This is a genomic window from Tissierella sp. QWL-11 (assembly GCF_058683765.1).
This window is the reverse complement of record NZ_CM178750.1, coordinates 2,382,093-2,398,469: the sequence shown is the minus strand read 5'-3', so window position 1 is coordinate 2,398,469 and position 16,377 is coordinate 2,382,093. Positions and strand designations below refer to the sequence as shown.

Sequence of the window (16,377 nt, the reverse complement as noted above, 5' to 3'; positions counted from 1 at the left end):
ATCATAGGGGTGGTAAAATGCTGTATAGAAAATTTGGAAAGACAAATGAGATGGTTTCAATTCTAGGTTTTGGATGTATGAGATTTCCTTTACTGCCTGGGGGAGATTCTTCAAAAATTGATGAAGAAAAATCTATGGAAATGGTTAGACATGCAATTGACAAAGGAGTAAATTATATTGATACCGCCTATCCCTATCATGGAGATGGAATGTCTAAAGCAGGAGCTAGTGAACCCTTTGTGGCTAAAGTTTTAAAGGATGGGTATAGAGAAAAAGTAAAACTTGCAACAAAACTACCCAGTTGGCTTATAGAAACTAGAGAGGATATGGATAGGTATTTAAATGAACAATTACAGCGACTAGAGACAGAAATGATAGATTTCTATCTAGTTCATACCTTAAATAAAAAAGTTTGGGAAAAATTAAAAGAATTAGGGATAAGTGAATTTTTAGATTCAGCTATAGAAGATGGAAGGATAAAGTATGCAGGCTTTTCCTATCATGATAAACAAGAATATTTCAATGAAATTGTAGATTATTATGATTGGTCTTTTTGTCAAATTCAATTTAACTATCTAGATGAAGACTTTCAGGCAGGATTAAATGGTTTAAATTATGCCTATAAGAAGGGTTTAGGAATAGTTATAATGGAACCATTAAGAGGAGGAAAACTAGCAGAGGATTTACCTATGGATGTCTTGAATGCTTTTAATAAATCAAAAACAAAAAAGACCCCAGCAGAATGGGCCTTGAGATGGGTTTGGAATCATCCTCAGGTAGATGTGGTATTAAGTGGAATGAGTGCTATGGAGCAAGTTATAGAAAATGTGAATATAGCTGGTGATGCAGATATAGACTCACTTACAAAAGAGGAATTAGATATAGTAGAAGAAGCTAAAAAAATATTTGAAAGTAGAATTAAAGTACATTGTACAGCTTGTGGATATTGTATGCCATGTCCTTCTGGAGTTGATATTCCAAAAAACTTTAGTATATATAATAATTATCATGTATTTGGTAAAAAAGAGGGATACGATAAATTGGATGAAGAAAAAACAGCTTCAAATTGCATAGAATGTGGTAAATGTGAAATTCATTGCCCTCAATCTATAGAGATTATAAAGCAATTAAAAGATGTAAAGAATACTTTTGAATAATAAAAATAATAGACCTGGATTTTTCTAGGTCTATTATTTATATCTACAAATTAAATAATTCTTGACTATTAAACTTAAGGAATTTATCATAGTATAGTGACAAATTTTATAATTGGAGGTTAAATATGATTTTTTCTTGGTACACATCGTCTATACTTACTATATTATTTTGGGGTAGTGCAGATCTTTTTTATAAAAAGGGGAGTGATCCTAACGATAAATATAGTCACTTTAAAATTGTAATTATGGTTGGTTTAGTCATGGGAATACAAGCTTTTTTTGAGCTGAACAAGATGGATTGGCAGTTTAATCCCATCAATATAATAAAGTATTTTCCAGTTTCTTTTATGTATATTTTATCCATGACTATAGGATATATGGGGCTTAGATACTTAGAAGTATCTATAAACTCTCCAGTAAGTAATACTTCAGGTGCTATAGCTGGGATTTTAGCTTTTTTAATTCTTGGAAAAACTATGAATAAATTACAGTTATTTGCAATAGCTCTCATTACTTTTGGACTTGTTGCCCTTGGAATTATTGAGAGACATCTTGCAGAAGAAGAATTGAAAATCAATAAAAAACAGATAGACAAAAAATATAAAATAGGAGCAATGGCACTTATATTTCCTATACTTTATGCTATTATTGATGCTTTAGGAACATTTTTAGATGATGTTTACTTAAGCAATATGATGGGGCCAGAGGAAGCTCTTATTTCTTATGAATTGACATTTCTATTTACAGCAATTTTAGCATTTATTTATATTGTAGTAGTTAAAAAAGAGAAGTTTAGAATCGCTAAACAAAAGGATAGAGCTTTAGCTGCAATGTTTGAAACAGCAGGCCAATTTTTTTATGTATATGCCTTAAATACAAATTCTGTAGTAGTTGCTCCTATGATTGCAAGTTATAGCATAGTATCAGTAATACTTGGAAGAATTTTCTTAAAAGAAAAGCTAAACTATAGTCAATATATAGTAATTGGTATAGTTATGACAGGTGTATTTATACTTGGCTTTTTTGAATAATTCAGATAAAAATTTATCAGATTAAAGTAAAAAACCTTGATAATCACTTTAAAGTGTGATAATATATTTGAAAATTATAAAATATGCAAATATAAAAAAGGAGGCGTTTATATGGAAATGAGTCTTATTGCTGCATTTGTTGTGGTATTAGGAGTACTATCAATTGGAGATATTATCTCTGCTAAAACAAAAGCATTTATTCCATCGGTATTTGTAGCAGCGCTATTATTTTTATTTGGTTTTTGGACCTTTTTCCCAGACAATATCGTGGAACTATCTGGACTGGGTGGAAATGTAACTGTATTGAGTATGCTATTATTGATAACTCATATGGGTACTATGATGAGCATTAAAGAATTAGTAGGTGAATGGAAAACTATAGCTATAGCTGTTATTGGTATCGGCGGTGTAATTTTAGCTACACTGACAATAGGTAGAGCACTATTTGGATGGGAATCAGTTGTAATAGCGACTCCACCATTGACAGGAGGTATAGTTGCAGCCTTAATGATGTCTGATGCAGCGGCTGCAAAAGGACTTACAGATTTATCAGTTTTAGCCATACTTATGTATGTAATACAAGGATTTGCAGGATATCCTCTTACTGCATTAATGCTGAAAAAAGAAGGCAAGAGATTATTAAACGGTTATAGGGATGGAGATGCAAAAGATTGGTTGGCTAATAGAGAGGGAACTTCAGATGAAAAAACAGAAGAAAAGAGCAAATTTAGAATCTTTCCTCAGGTACCAGAAAAATATAATACCACTTATGTGATATTTTTAAAACTAGGTATAGTTGCATGGGCGGCTTATGCAGCAGCAGCTGCTACAAATGGAGTAATATCTCAGTGGGTACTATGCTTGTTATTTGGAGTTATAGCAGCTGAATTAGGTTTTGTAGATAGAAAGCCATTAAATCTATCTGGATCTTTTGGATTCTTCCTAACAGCTCTTATGGCATTTGTATTTGCAGGTCTTGCTAGAGCTACTCCAGAAATGATTGCTGAAATGGCAGTTCCAATGGTCGGAATAGTAGTTTTAGGTGTTGCTGGTATGGCAATTTTATCTATGTTACTTGGAAAGGCTTTTGGATATACAAAGGAGATGTCATTTGCAATTGCACTTACAGCTCTTTATGGATTCCCACCAACATATATATTGCCAGATGAAGCATCAAAAGCACTTGCAGAAACTAAAGATGAGTATGACTATTTAATGGATAATATGCTACCTAAGATGCTAGTTGGAGGATTTGCAACAGTTACCATAGCATCAGTTATAATTGCTGGTATATTTATCAACTTCCTTTAATAATAATAAAAAAATAATGCTTTACAATACTATGATACTATGGTAAAGTAATAAGAAATCAAATTAATATACTAAAGCAATGATAAGAAATAGTAGATATAAAAATATCTTTTAGAGAGTGCATATCTGGTGAAAATGCATAGATACTATATATTGAACACATCTTTGAGCAAATTGGCGAAGGTTTAAGTAGTCAATTTCGGATACTCGCACCCGTTATAGTGCAAAGGTATGTTAGTACCTGATGAGTTTGATGTCGTGAGACATCATTAAAAAGAGGTGGAACCACGTGATTAATCATCCCGTCCTCTAGTATATTTTATACTAGAGGCGGGATTTTTTATTTAGTAAAAATTATAATAGGAAAGGTAGGATTTAAATGAAAAAATATACAAAATTAATAACAATTATTTTGACACTTGTTTTAATGGTAAGTTTTATAAGTGGATGTAGTAAAGAAAGTACATCAGGAGCTAAGAAATCAGAAAATCGTCTGGAGGATATAGTAAATAGAGGGTATATTGAAGTTGCTACAGAGCCTTATTTTCCGCCAAATGAATTTATAGACCCTACAAAACAAGGATATGAGCAATATGTGGGAAGTGACATAGAACTAGCTAAATACATAGCAAAAGAACTTGATGTAGAGCTTCGTATAATTCCCTTGGAATTTTCTGCAGTTTTAAGTAGTATTACAGAAAACAAGTATGACTTAGCTATCTCAGCTTTATCCTATACTCCAGCTAGAGCTGAAGCTATGAATATGTCTAAAGGATATCATTTTTCTAAAGGTGGAGATGGTCATGGATTACTTATAAGAAAAGAAGATAAAGACAATATAAAAAAGATAGAAGATATGGCTGATAAGACAATAGTAGGTCAAAGTGGATCACTACAAGAGATGTTTATAAATACTCAAATTCCAAAGTATAAAGAATTTAAAAGAGTTTCTTCTACTACAGATGGATTTTTGATGGTACAAGAGGGAAAAGCAGATGTATGTGCAACTAATATTTCTACAGCAAAACTTTATATTGAAGCAAACCCAAATAGGGACATAATGGTTGTGGATGGATTTAAATTTATAGAGGATGAATCCATAGCTGGAACCAGAATAGGAATTCCAAAGGGAGAAGAAGAGTTAACAAAAAAAATAAATGAAATAATAGATGATATTACAAATCAGGGACTATTTAATAAATGGCAGGAAGAATATGCAGAGTATGCTAAAAAATTAGGTCTTTAAGGAGGGTATATATGTTTAAGACAGTTATCAATCTATGGGCAAAATATGGATATGTATATTTAAATGGATTAGTAGGGACTTTATACTTAGCAGCAATTACAGTATTTATAGCTACTATAATTGGAACGTTTATTGGAGTTATAAAGTTATCTAAAGTGAAAATTTTAGACTTTATAACTGGAACTTATATAGGGGTGTTGAGAGGTACACCTATTCTACTGCAATTATATTTCTTTTGGTTGATATTACCTAAGATTATACCTTTTGAGATTAGTGATACTCTTTGTATCCTAATTGCACTTGTGGTAAATGCCAGTGCTTATGTAGCTGAAATTATAAGAGCTGGAATACAAGCAGTGGATAAAGGACAAATAGAAGCAGCTAAGAGCTTAGGTCTTAGTAATATAAATACAATGAAACGAATAATTCTACCTCAAGCTATAAAAAATATACTGCCAGCCTTGGGAAATGAGTATATCACAATGATAAAACAAACTTCCCTTGCATCAGTGTTTTTTGTAGGAGAGCTTATGACATCTTATAAAACTGTACAATCAGCAACTTTCTTAGCTGTTCCATCCCTTATAATTGTAGGGATTATATATCTTGTACTTACTACAGTTTTAACTAAAGGTCTTGATATATTTGAAAGGAGATTGCAAGTAAATGACTAATAAACCATTGTTTCAAGTAAAAAATCTATATAAATCCTTTGATGAAATAAATGTACTTAAAAATATAAATGAAAGTATAAATCAAGGTGAAGTAGTATCTATAATAGGACCATCGGGTAGTGGTAAGAGTACATTTTTAAGATGTTTAAATTTATTAGAAAAACCTACAAGTGGAAAGATAATTTTTAAGGGAATAGATATATCGGATAGAGGGATAAATGTGGATAAATATCGTCAAAACATAGGTATGGTATTCCAATCTTTTAATGTATTTCCACATCTAAGTGTTTTAGAAAATATAACACTAGCTCCAATATTAGAGAAAAAAACACCTAGAGTTGAGGCTAGAGAAGAAGCCTTAAAACTTTTAGAAAGAGTAGGTCTACTGGATAAAAAAGATGAATACCCTACTAAACTTTCAGGTGGGCAAAAGCAAAGACTTGCAATAGTAAGGGCCCTTGCCATGAATCCAGATGTAATGTTGTTTGATGAACCTACAAGTGCTCTTGATCCAGAGATGGTAAAAGAAGTACTAGAGGTCATTAAAGATTTAGCTAAATCTTCAATGACCATAGTAATTGTTACCCATGAGATGGGATTTGCTAAACAAGTTAGTAGTAGAGTATTATTTATGGACCAAGGGATTATACAAGAAAAGGGAACACCTAGGGAGATATTTGATAATCCAAAGAATTCCCGTACAATTGAATTTTTAAGTAAAGTATTATATTAAACTAGTCCTAGTATCCTTGCACCTTGAGCTACTATGAAACACAGGATAATTCCCGTAAGTGTAGGGACTATAAATGAAATAAAGGTCCATTTTAAACTTCCGGTTTCTTTTTTTATTGTCCAAAGTGTTGTTCCACATGGCCAATGATTTAAGGTGAAAATCATGGTACAAATTGCAGTTAAAAGGGTCCAACCATTATCTATAAATAATTGTTTCATTTCATGTAAACTAGATAATTCTAGCATAGCTCCTTTTGACATATAGCTCATAATAAGTATGGGAATCACTATTTCATTTGCAGGCAATCCTAAGATAAATGCCATCAATATATATCCATCTAATCCTATAATTTTACCAAAAGGATCTAGAAATGTTGCGAAGTGAGTGAGTAGACTTATATCATTTATCATTATATTGGCCATTATCCATATAATAAATCCAGCAGGAGCAGCAACTGCTACTGCACGACCCAATACAAATAGGGTTCTATCAAAGATTGAATGAACTAAAACTTTACCAATTTGCGGTCTTCTATATGGAGGTAATTCCAAAATAAAAGAAGATGGAAGACCTTTTAAGATTGTATTTGATAAAATTTTTGATATAAAAAGAGTGATTATGACTCCAAATATAATGGAAAATAAAACGGATAGACTAGCTATGAAGGATCCAAAAATTCCACTATTTCCAATAAATATACTAGCCATAGCTATTAATATAGGAAATCTTCCGTTGCAAGGTACAAAATTATTGGTAATAATAGCTATAAGTCTTTCCCTAGGAGAGTCTATTATTCTACAAGAAATAATCCCCGCTGCATTACATCCAAATCCCATACACATTGTAAGTGCTTGCTTGCCATGGGTACAAGCTTTTTTAAAATAATAATCTAAATTAAAAGCAACTCTAGGTAGATATCCTAAATCCTCTAAAATAGTAAACAAAGGGAAAAATATGGCCATTGGTGGAAGCATCACTGATACAACCCAGGCTAAGGTACGATAAATTCCAAGGACAAGAATATCATGTAGAAAAATAGGTCCGCCTATAGAGAGAAAAAACGCACTTAATTTATCTTCAATAAAAAATAATCCATTAGCTAATAAATTAGAGGGGACATTAGCTCCTTCAATAGTAATCCAAAATATTAAGCCTAATAAAGCTATCATAATTGGAATTCCGAATAGTCTGGAGGTGAGAATATCATCAATTTTTTCATCTATAAGATTATGAGATTTATCTTCAAATATTACAACTTCCTTTGAAATGCTTTCAGCAGTTTTAACTATACTTGATACAATTAGATCTTTTAAATCTACTAGTCCTAAATCCTTTTCTAAGAGAGCCTTTCTAGATTCTATTAATTGGTTATTTAAAGGTTTATCCTTAGATAGATCAAAATGAATATATTCTTTAATAGATTTTATAATCAAATTATCTTTTTCTAAAAGTCTGATAGAAGTCCATCTAGTATTTAATTTATTATGTAGTAAATTTTCCACTGGTTTAGAAATTGCCTCTATTGCATTTTCAATATCTTTATCATAATTAATTTGTTTAGGATTAAGATTAATTTTAGATTTAGATACTTCCCTTATCTTTTCTTTTAATTTATCTAAACCATCTCCATTTCTGGCAGTAGTACTAACTACTGGAATGCCTAAGATATTTTCAAGTTTTTTTAAATCTATATGGATTTTCTTCTTTTTAGCTTCATCCATTAGATTGACACATACTATTACTTTTTCTGTGATTTCCATAATTTGAAGTGCTAAATTTAAATTTCGCTCAAGGGAAGTGGCATCTGTTACAACTACTGTTACATCTGGCTTCCCAAAACATATGAAATCTCTAGCAATTTCTTCTTCCAAAGAATTTGATAATAGAGAATAAGTACCAGGGAGATCAACTAAAATATATTTTTCATCCTTATAATTATATTTCCCTTGGGCATTACTAACAGTCTTGCCAGGCCAATTTCCAGTATGTTGCTTTAAACCTGTCAGGTTATTAAAAACTGTGCTTTTTCCTGTATTTGGATTTCCTGCAAGAGCTACAACTATATCTTCTTCTGATTCTAATTTTATTTTAAACATATCATTTATGACAGAAAGTCCTGTAGAAGCTTTATTTAGTCCCATATTATCCCTCCTATTCTATTCGATTCTTTCAACAATTATTTTAGATGACTCTTCTAATCTAAAGGCAATTACAGTTCCTCTTATCTCATAGGCAATAGGGTCTCCACAGGGACTTTTTCTTAAAAGCTTTATATTAGTATTTTCTATAATTCCCAAGTCCAACATTCTTCTTCTTGAAATTCCATCTGAATTAAGTTTTTTAACTCTTCCAACACTACCTATTGGTAGCTCATGTAATAAAATTAAATTTTTATTCATATGAATTCTCCTAATTATAATATTTTTAAATATTACTTAATAATTAAGATATTCAACAGTACTTCTCTTGTTACAAAAAAAGAACCACTTATATAAGTGGTTCCGAAAAAATTATCTTTCGTATACAAATTCTCCATCTATCATTGTCTTTAAAACTTTTATATCCTTTATTTCATCTGAATCGATAGAGAATATATCACGGTCTAATACAATTAAATCAGCTACATAATTAGGTTTTAATTTTCCTTTGAAGTCTTCTTTAAATTCATTGTATGCACTTCCGTAGGTATAAGCGTCTATTACATCTTCTACATTCATTCTTTCCTCTGGATAGAATCCATTTTTAGGGTTTCCATCTAAATCTTTTCTGGTAACAGCGCAGTAGATATTTGGAAAGGGATTACAGTTTTCTACTGGAGAATCTGTCCCCATACTGATAGGAGAGTTTAACTGATAAAGTGTATTAAAGGCGTAAGAAGTACTTGCTAAATCGGCTCCTACACGAGACTCCACTATTTTACTATCATAGTCTAAGAAAATAGGTTGATACATTACAGGGATATTTAATTTAGCTATTCTATCTAATTGCTCCTTACTTGTTATCTGACAGTGGACAATTCCATGACGAAGTGGATTCTTTCCATCGTTCATAGTTTTTTCGTAGGCATTTATTACACTTTCTACAGCTCCATCGCCAATTGCATGGGTTACAACTTGAATATTATTTTCTGTTGCCAGATTACATAGACGCTCAAGTTCAGTGTCGCTTAAAGCTTCTACTCCACGGGTACCAGGTTCATCTCTATAGTCTTCTAACATAAATGAAGTTCTTGCACCTAGGGAACCATCCTTAAATAATTTTAGTGAACCCTTAGATAAAAATTTCTCATCATATTTTCCTGTTTTGAATTCTCCATCTAGATAATCTCTAAAGTCTTCTATATCTTGGAAATTAAATTGATGACTATATCTTAATTTTGTTTTACCTGAGTTATAGATATCATGAATTGCACTAAAGGCCTTATCAAAATTACTTCTTAAAACATCGCAAGACTGAACCGAAGTAATACCAACACTTAAGGCATAGTTACAAGCCTTAAGGAAATTGTTTTGTATTTGATCTTTAGTTTGGCTTTCTCTTATAGAATCCAATAGTCCTACTGCATTTTCATTAAATATGCCATTTGGATTTCCGTCAGGACCAATTTCTATTGTTCCTCCATCTACTCTAGTGTCTTTATTGATGCCAAGCATTTCTAAGGCTCTTGTATTTCCAGTTGCTACATGTACGCAAACCCTACTAAATACAATTGGGATTTCAGTAGATATTTTATCTAAATCAAATCTATTTAAAAGGCGCTTTTCTCCATCTTTAAAATAGTCTTGATTCCAGCCTCTACCACTTAGAACTTTGATATCAGGATTTTTCTCTAAAAACTCTTTGCCAAGTCTTATAATATCATCTATAGATTTTGCACCACCTAATTCACAAGAATTCATAGCTTCGCCTATCATTGTCATATGAAGGTGACTATCATTTAAACCAGGTAGTACAGTTTTTCCTTCAAGATCTATTATATTGTCTGCTTTATTTTTACAAATATCTTCATCACAGCCAAAGTCTTTTATAGTTCCATTTTCTATTAAAATTGCCTGTTGAAAATTACCTTTTTCAATATAAATTTTTCCGTTTTTTAAAATTGTTCTCAAAAAATCATCTCCTCGTAGATTTAAGCTTTAATTTTTTTATCAAAGTACATATATACTAAAACTCCAATAGCTGGTACAGTCAATCCTATTATAGAGGTTTGAGGGTCTTCAATAAATGTATTTGCCATAAGACCTATAAATAGAATAGTTGTCAAAATAACAGTGACAGGATATCCTATTACCTTATATGGTCTTTCAGCCTTTGGAAATTTTCTTCTATAAATCATAACTGCATATACACCTAAAGTATTAAAAATCATACCTGAAAATACTACAAGTGAAGTCAATTGACTAAGGTTTCTTAAAAGCACAAGGGCAATGGATATAACAGCTTGAGCAATTAATGGAGCATAAGGTACTTTGTATTTTGGATGCAATTTTTTAAAACTTTCAAAGAAATGACCTTCTTCACTCATTGCATAGTACATTCTAGGAAAAGCTAATATACAACCATTTAAAGCTCCAAACATTGATATAACCATACCTAATGTAACCAAAATGCCTCCAGTGCTCCCCATTAATTTTTCAGCTACATGTGTTCCTAAATAGAATTGATCATTTGCTATTAAACTTTCAATTTCACTAAAGGGTAACACTTTATAGATTGAATAATTAAATAATGTATATAGAATTGTAATAGATACTATTGAAATGACAATTGCTAAAGGTAAATTTTTCTTAGGGTTTTTTACTTCTTCAGCTACAGTATTTAGATTAGTCCATCCTTCATATGCCCATAAACTTGCAACTACAGCAAAGGCAACCATACTAATTATAGATCCAAAACTTACATCACCAGTTTTAGGGGTTAAGCTTAAATCGGGAGAAACATCTCCAAAGATAAGACCAAGAACCATTATAATGCCGATTGGAATTAATTTTGCAATCATTGATATATTTTGTAGTTTAGATGCTGATTTTACTCCAAAGTAGTTTACTGTTGTAAGCATAATTATTAAAGCTATGGCAAATAGTTTTACAGTCCATTCACCCATAGGTATGACAGCAGTTAAGGCAGTAGGCAGTGCAATAGCTAAAGCTGCAATAGAACCAGGGCCTCCTATTAGCCAACTATTAAATCCTGCAAGAAATCCAACTATGGGAGAATATGCTTTATTTAAGTAAACAGTAAGACCTCCAGCACTTGGGTCTGCTGCACCTAGTTCAGCATAGCAAATTCCTCCAAGTAAGGAGATAACACCTCCAAGAACCCAACATAAAAGAGCTAATCCAAGACTCATGCCTGCTCTGATTAAAACATAGGATCCTAAATAAAATATTCCGGAACCTATCATTATTCCACCTAAAATACTTACTCCACCAAAAAGACTAATTTCTTTTTTAAACTCAGAGTTCAAACTTTCATTTAATGTATCATTATTATTAGCCATTAAAATCCTCCTTAAAATAAAATAAACATCTAATAGAATTAGATGTTTTCAATACAAAAGTATACACCTATCCTCCTTTTTGATCATAGTGAGATAGCTCAACATCATAAATGGATCAGAAATTATGATGACAGTTCTAGACCTATTAAATCTAGTCCCAGCAATAGATTTTGGTATCTACTGCTTCGGCGGTAATTCCTTTTGTCATATTTCAAAGATTTCCGGTCTCCATATGATTACTTTTAATTATCGCGCCTCTACCTCACCCAAAAGAGGATGAGGATTTTTATGAATTTTCAATATAATAGCACAATAATATATATTTGTCAAATAAATTTAAGATTAAATTATTGACTACATTGGTCTATTAGTGATACAATAAAATTGACTTAGATAGTCAAAATGATAGAGGTGAGAAAAATAGGAGAACTAATAAACAATGCTGATGAGGAAAAATTAAATAGAATAATAAATAGTGCTTTGGAAGAATTTTCAAAAAATGAATATGAAAAGGCATCTACAAATATAATTGTAGAAAATGCTAGGGTGTCAAAGGGGTTACTGTATCATTATTTTCAAACAAAGGAAAATCTCTATAAATATTTACAAAAATTCACTATTGAGATTATTATGGAAAGGATTAATAAGGAACTAGACTGGAATCAAAGAGATATATTTTTAAGGATAAAAGAAATATCTATGATTAAATTGAAAATTTTTAATGAGTATCCATATTTATTGGACTTCTCAATAAACGCTTTTAAAGACAAGTCTTTAGAAGATATGATGAAGATAAGCGAAGATTTTAACCCAAAGGTATATATGGATATTTATACCTATAATATTGATTTTTCAGTTTTAAAAGATGATATAGACACAGAGAAAGCAGTAAATATTATAAGGTGGACTTTAGAGAAATATAGTGAAGAAAAACGAAATAGTATTATTTCATCTAATGGGGAATTTAATTATAAATCTACTGAAAAAGAAATTTATGAATATATAGACTTTTTGAAGAAGTCTTTTTATAAAGAATAAGTTTTTATAAAGAATAAGAAAGTTATTGTTTTGATATTTTTATAGATATAAATTTATTTTCAAGTAAAGGGGTGTTTTTATGATAAAAGTAAAAAATCTATATCATTCTTATAATAGGGACGAAAAATATCAAGTTAAAGACGTAAGCTTTGAAGTAGAAAAGGGAGAGATATTTGGATTTTTAGGCCCATCTGGAGCAGGTAAATCAACTACTCAAAATATTTTAACAGGACTATTACAGCTTCAAAAAGGAGAGGCATGGGTTGCTGGATATAATATCAAAGAGATTTCAAAACAAATGTTTAACAAAATTGGAATGAGTTTTGAACAGTCAAATGTGTATAGTAAACTTACAGCTAAGGAAAATTTAGATTTCTATAGAAAGTTATTTGATGTAGATACAAGAGAGCCTCAGGAACTTTTAAAACTTGTAGGATTAGAAGGCAAAGAAAATATAAAAGCAGGTGAATTTTCAAAAGGTATGAAGCATAGATTGACTTTTGCAAGATCTATGATAAATAATCCAGAATTGTGGTTTTTAGATGAACCTACTACAGGTCTTGATCCTACAATTGCCGCAGATATAAAAAAGATAATAAAGGAAAAAAATGAGGAGGGTGTAACTGTATTTTTAACTACTCACAATATGTTTATAGCAGATGAACTATGCGATAGAGTAGCATTTATAGTTGATGGAGAAATAAAGTTAATAGATTCACCTAAAAACTTAAAATTACAATATGGAGATAAATTAGTAGAAGTAGAATATATAAAGGAAGGAGAAATTTTAAATAAAACTTTTTCAACTGTGTTAAAGGAAGAAAAAAAATCTCTTCAAGAAATAATCGACAAGTATGATATACAGACTATGCATACCAAAGAGGCTACTTTAGAAGAAATATTTATAAAGGTTACTGGAAGGGGGCTTATATAGTATGAAACTCCTATCTAGCTTTATTAAAGAATTAAAAATTGCATCTAGAGGATTTTACTTTTATATTGAAATATTTATGGCAGTTTTAATATTGGTTATATTTTTATTTGTAGTACCTGATAATTTTGAAAGTAAATCTAGTGAATATATATTTTTAGACTTACCAGAAGAGGTAAAAGAAATTTATTTAGAAAATTTACTTGAAAAAGACTTAGATAAAAAAGGAGAAGAAGTAAAGATTGAAATAGATGGAGTAGAAAAACATGTCACTTTATATGAAACAGAGGATAGAAAGGGATACCTGTTAAATAGTAGAGAAGATATTGAGTATATGGCAGATGAAAAAAGAGAAGTAGCTGCAATAGTAAAGATGGATGAAAATTATAATTTTCAGTACGAATACTATCTACAGGGCTATGAGACAAAGAAACTTAAAGATCTTGTTAGGATTTTACATGTAGCACCAGATGAAGTAGTAGAAAAAACTATGGATAGCCAAGATGTAAGAGCCTTATCTACAGATTATAAATTTTTAAGTGATAGAGAAAATATAATTCCATCTGTATTGGTTTTTAATGGAAGTCTTATGGGACTATTTATAATAGCAGCATATATATTTTTAGATAGGCAAGAAGGAGTTATAAAGGCATATGCACTTACACCTTCACCTGTATGGCAATATCTTATGAGTAAGGTACTTGTAATACTAACCACAAGTATATTATCTAGTTTTATTGTGTTAATACCTATAATGGGCTTAAAACCAAATTATCCCCTGCTTTTATTATTGCTTTTAACTACAGGATTCTTTTCTTCATCATTAGGACTTTTAATAGCGAGTTTTTATAAAAACCTTATTCAGGCCTTTGGAGCAATCTATGCTTTTATGATGATTATGATTATTCCAAATATAGCATATTTTATCCCAAGTTGGAATCCAAAGTGGGTTAGTATGATTCCTACAGCTCCTATGTTAGAAGGATTTAAAAGTATACTACTTGGAAATCAAGATTCAATATATATTTTAACAATATCTGTAGGTTTTCTATTTGTGGGATTAATACTTTTCTTAATCTCAAATATTAGATATAAAAAGACACTTGCATAAGGGGGGATAGATATGTTTAAGAGAATATGGACTATATTTTTAAGAGATTTAAAAGTAAATACAAAGGATTTTTTATCATTATATATAATAGTTGTTCCAATTATATTTGCAGTTCTAATCAATGTATTTGCACCAGGCATAAATGATACTACAGTAAATTTAGCACTTTTAAAAGACGAAAATAAAGGACAAATTGATTACTTTGAACAATTTGCAAATATAGAGTTATTTTCAAATAAAGATGAAATAAAAAAGAGAGTGGAAAAGAGAGACAATATAATAGGAATACTCCCTGATGATGGAAAATACTATATATTAACTCAAGGAAATGAACCTGAAGGAGTAATAGAATATGCAAAACTATTAAATAGCTTTTATGAACTTGATATAGATATTGAAGATACAAATGCAGAGATAATAGAATATGGAAGAACTGTACCTCCACTCAAAAAAACATTGGTAAACACTGCCATACTTTTTATATCAATACTAGGTGGAATGCTTATAGCTTTAAATATAGTTGAAGAAAAGGTGGATAATACTATAAGTGCAATAAACTTAACTCCTACCAGTAGAAAAGCATATATAGCTGGAAAAAGTGTGATGGGTATATTACTTGCAGTATTTGGCTCACTTGCACTTATATATATTACAGGTTTTGGAGATATAAACCTATTTCAAATTATTTTAATTATATTAGTATCAAGTATATTGAGTATATTAATAGGATTTATTCAAGGACTTACAAATGATGACATAATGAATGCAGCTGGAAGTATAAAGCTACTATTTATACCTTTAATTGCAGGAACTTTATCTATTGAAATGTTGGGAGATAAATGGCAAAAATTCTTTTATTGGAATCCATTTTATTGGGCATATAAGGGAAATGATATAGTATTGTCTCAAACAGGAACTTGGGGAGAAGTAATTATGTATTCTTTCTTTGTATTAGCATTAAGTAGTGTAGTTTATATTTTATTGGCTCCTAAAATAAGAAAAGGTTTAGAGTAAGGAGGAATTTAGATGAATGGTATGGCTCTACTTGGAATTTTAGCAATGATCTATGCAGCTTGTGTTATCTATATTGCTTTTAAAAAGCCAGATAAAATTTGGAACATGGGGAAGATTAATTTCTTTAAAAAAATGTTCGGAGAAAAGGGAACTGTTATATTTTTTTATATTTGGGCTATAATCTTTATAGGACTGGGAATATGGTTGATGACTAAATAGTAAAGAGACAATGATTAAGAATTCTTAATCATTGTCTCTTTGCATTTAGGACATATTATTTTTATTTTGCCTTTACCTCTTGGTACTCTTATTCTTTGTTTACAGTTTTTACATTTGAAATATCTATAGTCTTTTCTATTTTTGAATCTATTTATAAAAGATTTTATTTTGTTTTCTATTGGCTTCCAATATTTTAGAAACTTTTGATTTTCACCATATCTCTTATAGGTATTTTTAGATAATATTCTATAATAAGCAATAAAGGGTACTAGTATATATAATGTACTTAGAATTCTACTTGGAAAAAATCTAAAGAGAATTGTAAATACAAAGGATATAACTATTAAAGCTATTGAAAGCTGATCTACTCCATAACGCCCTATCATAAATTTTCTTAACCAATTCATCTAAT

Annotated in this window: 16 protein-coding genes, 1 riboswitch and 1 other annotated feature; of the genes, 11 read left to right on the top strand and 5 right to left on the bottom strand. The window is 30.4% G+C overall.

Features of this window, described 5'->3' with window-relative positions; translation table 11 throughout:
* Positions 1-17 precede the first annotated feature (17 nt).
* From AC4PG3_RS11940 to AC4PG3_RS11915, 6 genes are all read left to right on the top strand, one after another.
* Complete coding sequence (locus tag AC4PG3_RS11940) at positions 18-1,157, top strand: aldo/keto reductase (protein WP_492196849.1); 1,140 nt, start codon at positions 18-20, stop codon at positions 1,155-1,157.
* A 125-nt stretch (positions 1,158-1,282) separates the two neighbouring features.
* Positions 1,283-2,188 (top strand): EamA family transporter, encoded by a 906-nt coding sequence (locus AC4PG3_RS11935; RefSeq protein ID WP_492196848.1) that lies wholly within the window; start codon positions 1,283-1,285, stop codon positions 2,186-2,188.
* A gap of 111 nt (positions 2,189-2,299) precedes the next feature.
* Positions 2,300-3,499, top strand: a complete 1,200-nt coding sequence (locus AC4PG3_RS11930) for a hypothetical protein (protein ID WP_492196847.1) — start codon at positions 2,300-2,302, stop codon at positions 3,497-3,499.
* A 70-nt stretch (positions 3,500-3,569) separates the two neighbouring features.
* Positions 3,570-3,812 (top strand) — a binding site (T-box leader).
* A gap of 66 nt (positions 3,813-3,878) precedes the next feature.
* Complete coding sequence (locus AC4PG3_RS11925) at positions 3,879-4,745, top strand: substrate-binding periplasmic protein (RefSeq protein ID WP_492196846.1); 867 nt, start codon at positions 3,879-3,881, stop codon at positions 4,743-4,745.
* Between the two features lie 11 nt (positions 4,746-4,756).
* The gene (locus tag AC4PG3_RS11920) at positions 4,757-5,419 is read left to right on the top strand and encodes an amino acid ABC transporter permease (RefSeq protein ID WP_492196845.1); all 663 of its coding nucleotides are present in this window, start codon (positions 4,757-4,759) and stop codon (positions 5,417-5,419) included.
* Positions 5,420-5,426: 7 nt separating this feature from the next.
* Entirely contained in the window at positions 5,427-6,152 is a 726-nt protein-coding gene (locus AC4PG3_RS11915; RefSeq protein ID WP_492198233.1) for an amino acid ABC transporter ATP-binding protein, read from the top strand.
* On the opposite strand, the gene feoB is transcribed toward AC4PG3_RS11915, so the two are convergent.
* The 4 genes from feoB to AC4PG3_RS11895 all read right to left on the bottom strand — a co-directional run bounded on the left by feoB (position 6,149) and on the right by AC4PG3_RS11895 (position 11,652).
* Positions 6,149-8,293 (bottom strand): ferrous iron transport protein B, encoded by a 2,145-nt coding sequence (gene feoB, locus AC4PG3_RS11910; RefSeq protein WP_492196844.1) that lies wholly within the window; start codon positions 8,291-8,293, stop codon positions 6,149-6,151. The two genes, AC4PG3_RS11915 and feoB, sit on opposite strands and share 4 nt — an antisense overlap.
* Before the next feature lie 15 nt (positions 8,294-8,308).
* Positions 8,309-8,551: a FeoA family protein gene (locus AC4PG3_RS11905; protein WP_492196843.1), complete on the bottom strand. Its 243-nt coding sequence runs from the start codon at positions 8,549-8,551 to the stop codon at positions 8,309-8,311.
* 111 nt (positions 8,552-8,662) lie between these two features.
* On the bottom strand, positions 8,663-10,261 hold the full coding sequence (locus AC4PG3_RS11900; protein ID WP_492196842.1) for an amidohydrolase: 1,599 nt from the start codon (positions 10,259-10,261) through the stop codon (positions 8,663-8,665).
* 20 nt (positions 10,262-10,281) lie between these two features.
* Positions 10,282-11,652, bottom strand: a complete 1,371-nt coding sequence (locus tag AC4PG3_RS11895; protein ID WP_492196841.1) for an APC family permease — start codon at positions 11,650-11,652, stop codon at positions 10,282-10,284.
* Between the two features lie 86 nt (positions 11,653-11,738).
* Positions 11,739-11,920, bottom strand: a riboswitch (Lysine riboswitch).
* Positions 11,921-12,054: 134 nt separating this feature from the next.
* Here AC4PG3_RS11895 and AC4PG3_RS11890 point away from each other — a divergent pair.
* From AC4PG3_RS11890 to AC4PG3_RS11870, 5 genes are all read left to right on the top strand, one after another.
* Positions 12,055-12,690: a TetR/AcrR family transcriptional regulator gene (locus AC4PG3_RS11890; protein ID WP_492196840.1), complete on the top strand. Its 636-nt coding sequence runs from the start codon at positions 12,055-12,057 to the stop codon at positions 12,688-12,690.
* Between the two features lie 79 nt (positions 12,691-12,769).
* Positions 12,770-13,624, top strand: a complete 855-nt coding sequence (locus AC4PG3_RS11885; RefSeq protein ID WP_492196839.1) for an ABC transporter ATP-binding protein — start codon at positions 12,770-12,772, stop codon at positions 13,622-13,624.
* A gap of 1 nt (position 13,625) precedes the next feature.
* On the top strand, positions 13,626-14,732 hold the full coding sequence (locus AC4PG3_RS11880) for an ABC transporter permease (RefSeq protein ID WP_492196838.1): 1,107 nt from the start codon (positions 13,626-13,628) through the stop codon (positions 14,730-14,732).
* Between the two features lie 12 nt (positions 14,733-14,744).
* Positions 14,745-15,746 (top strand): ABC transporter permease, encoded by a 1,002-nt coding sequence (locus AC4PG3_RS11875; protein ID WP_492196837.1) that lies wholly within the window; start codon positions 14,745-14,747, stop codon positions 15,744-15,746.
* Between the two features lie 12 nt (positions 15,747-15,758).
* Entirely contained in the window at positions 15,759-15,965 is a 207-nt protein-coding gene (locus tag AC4PG3_RS11870) for a hypothetical protein (RefSeq protein WP_492196836.1), read from the top strand.
* Between the two features lie 14 nt (positions 15,966-15,979).
* On the opposite strand, the gene AC4PG3_RS11865 is transcribed toward AC4PG3_RS11870, so the two are convergent.
* On the bottom strand, positions 15,980-16,372 hold the full coding sequence (locus AC4PG3_RS11865) for a hypothetical protein (protein WP_492196835.1): 393 nt from the start codon (positions 16,370-16,372) through the stop codon (positions 15,980-15,982).
* Between the last annotated feature and the right edge of the window lie 5 nt (positions 16,373-16,377).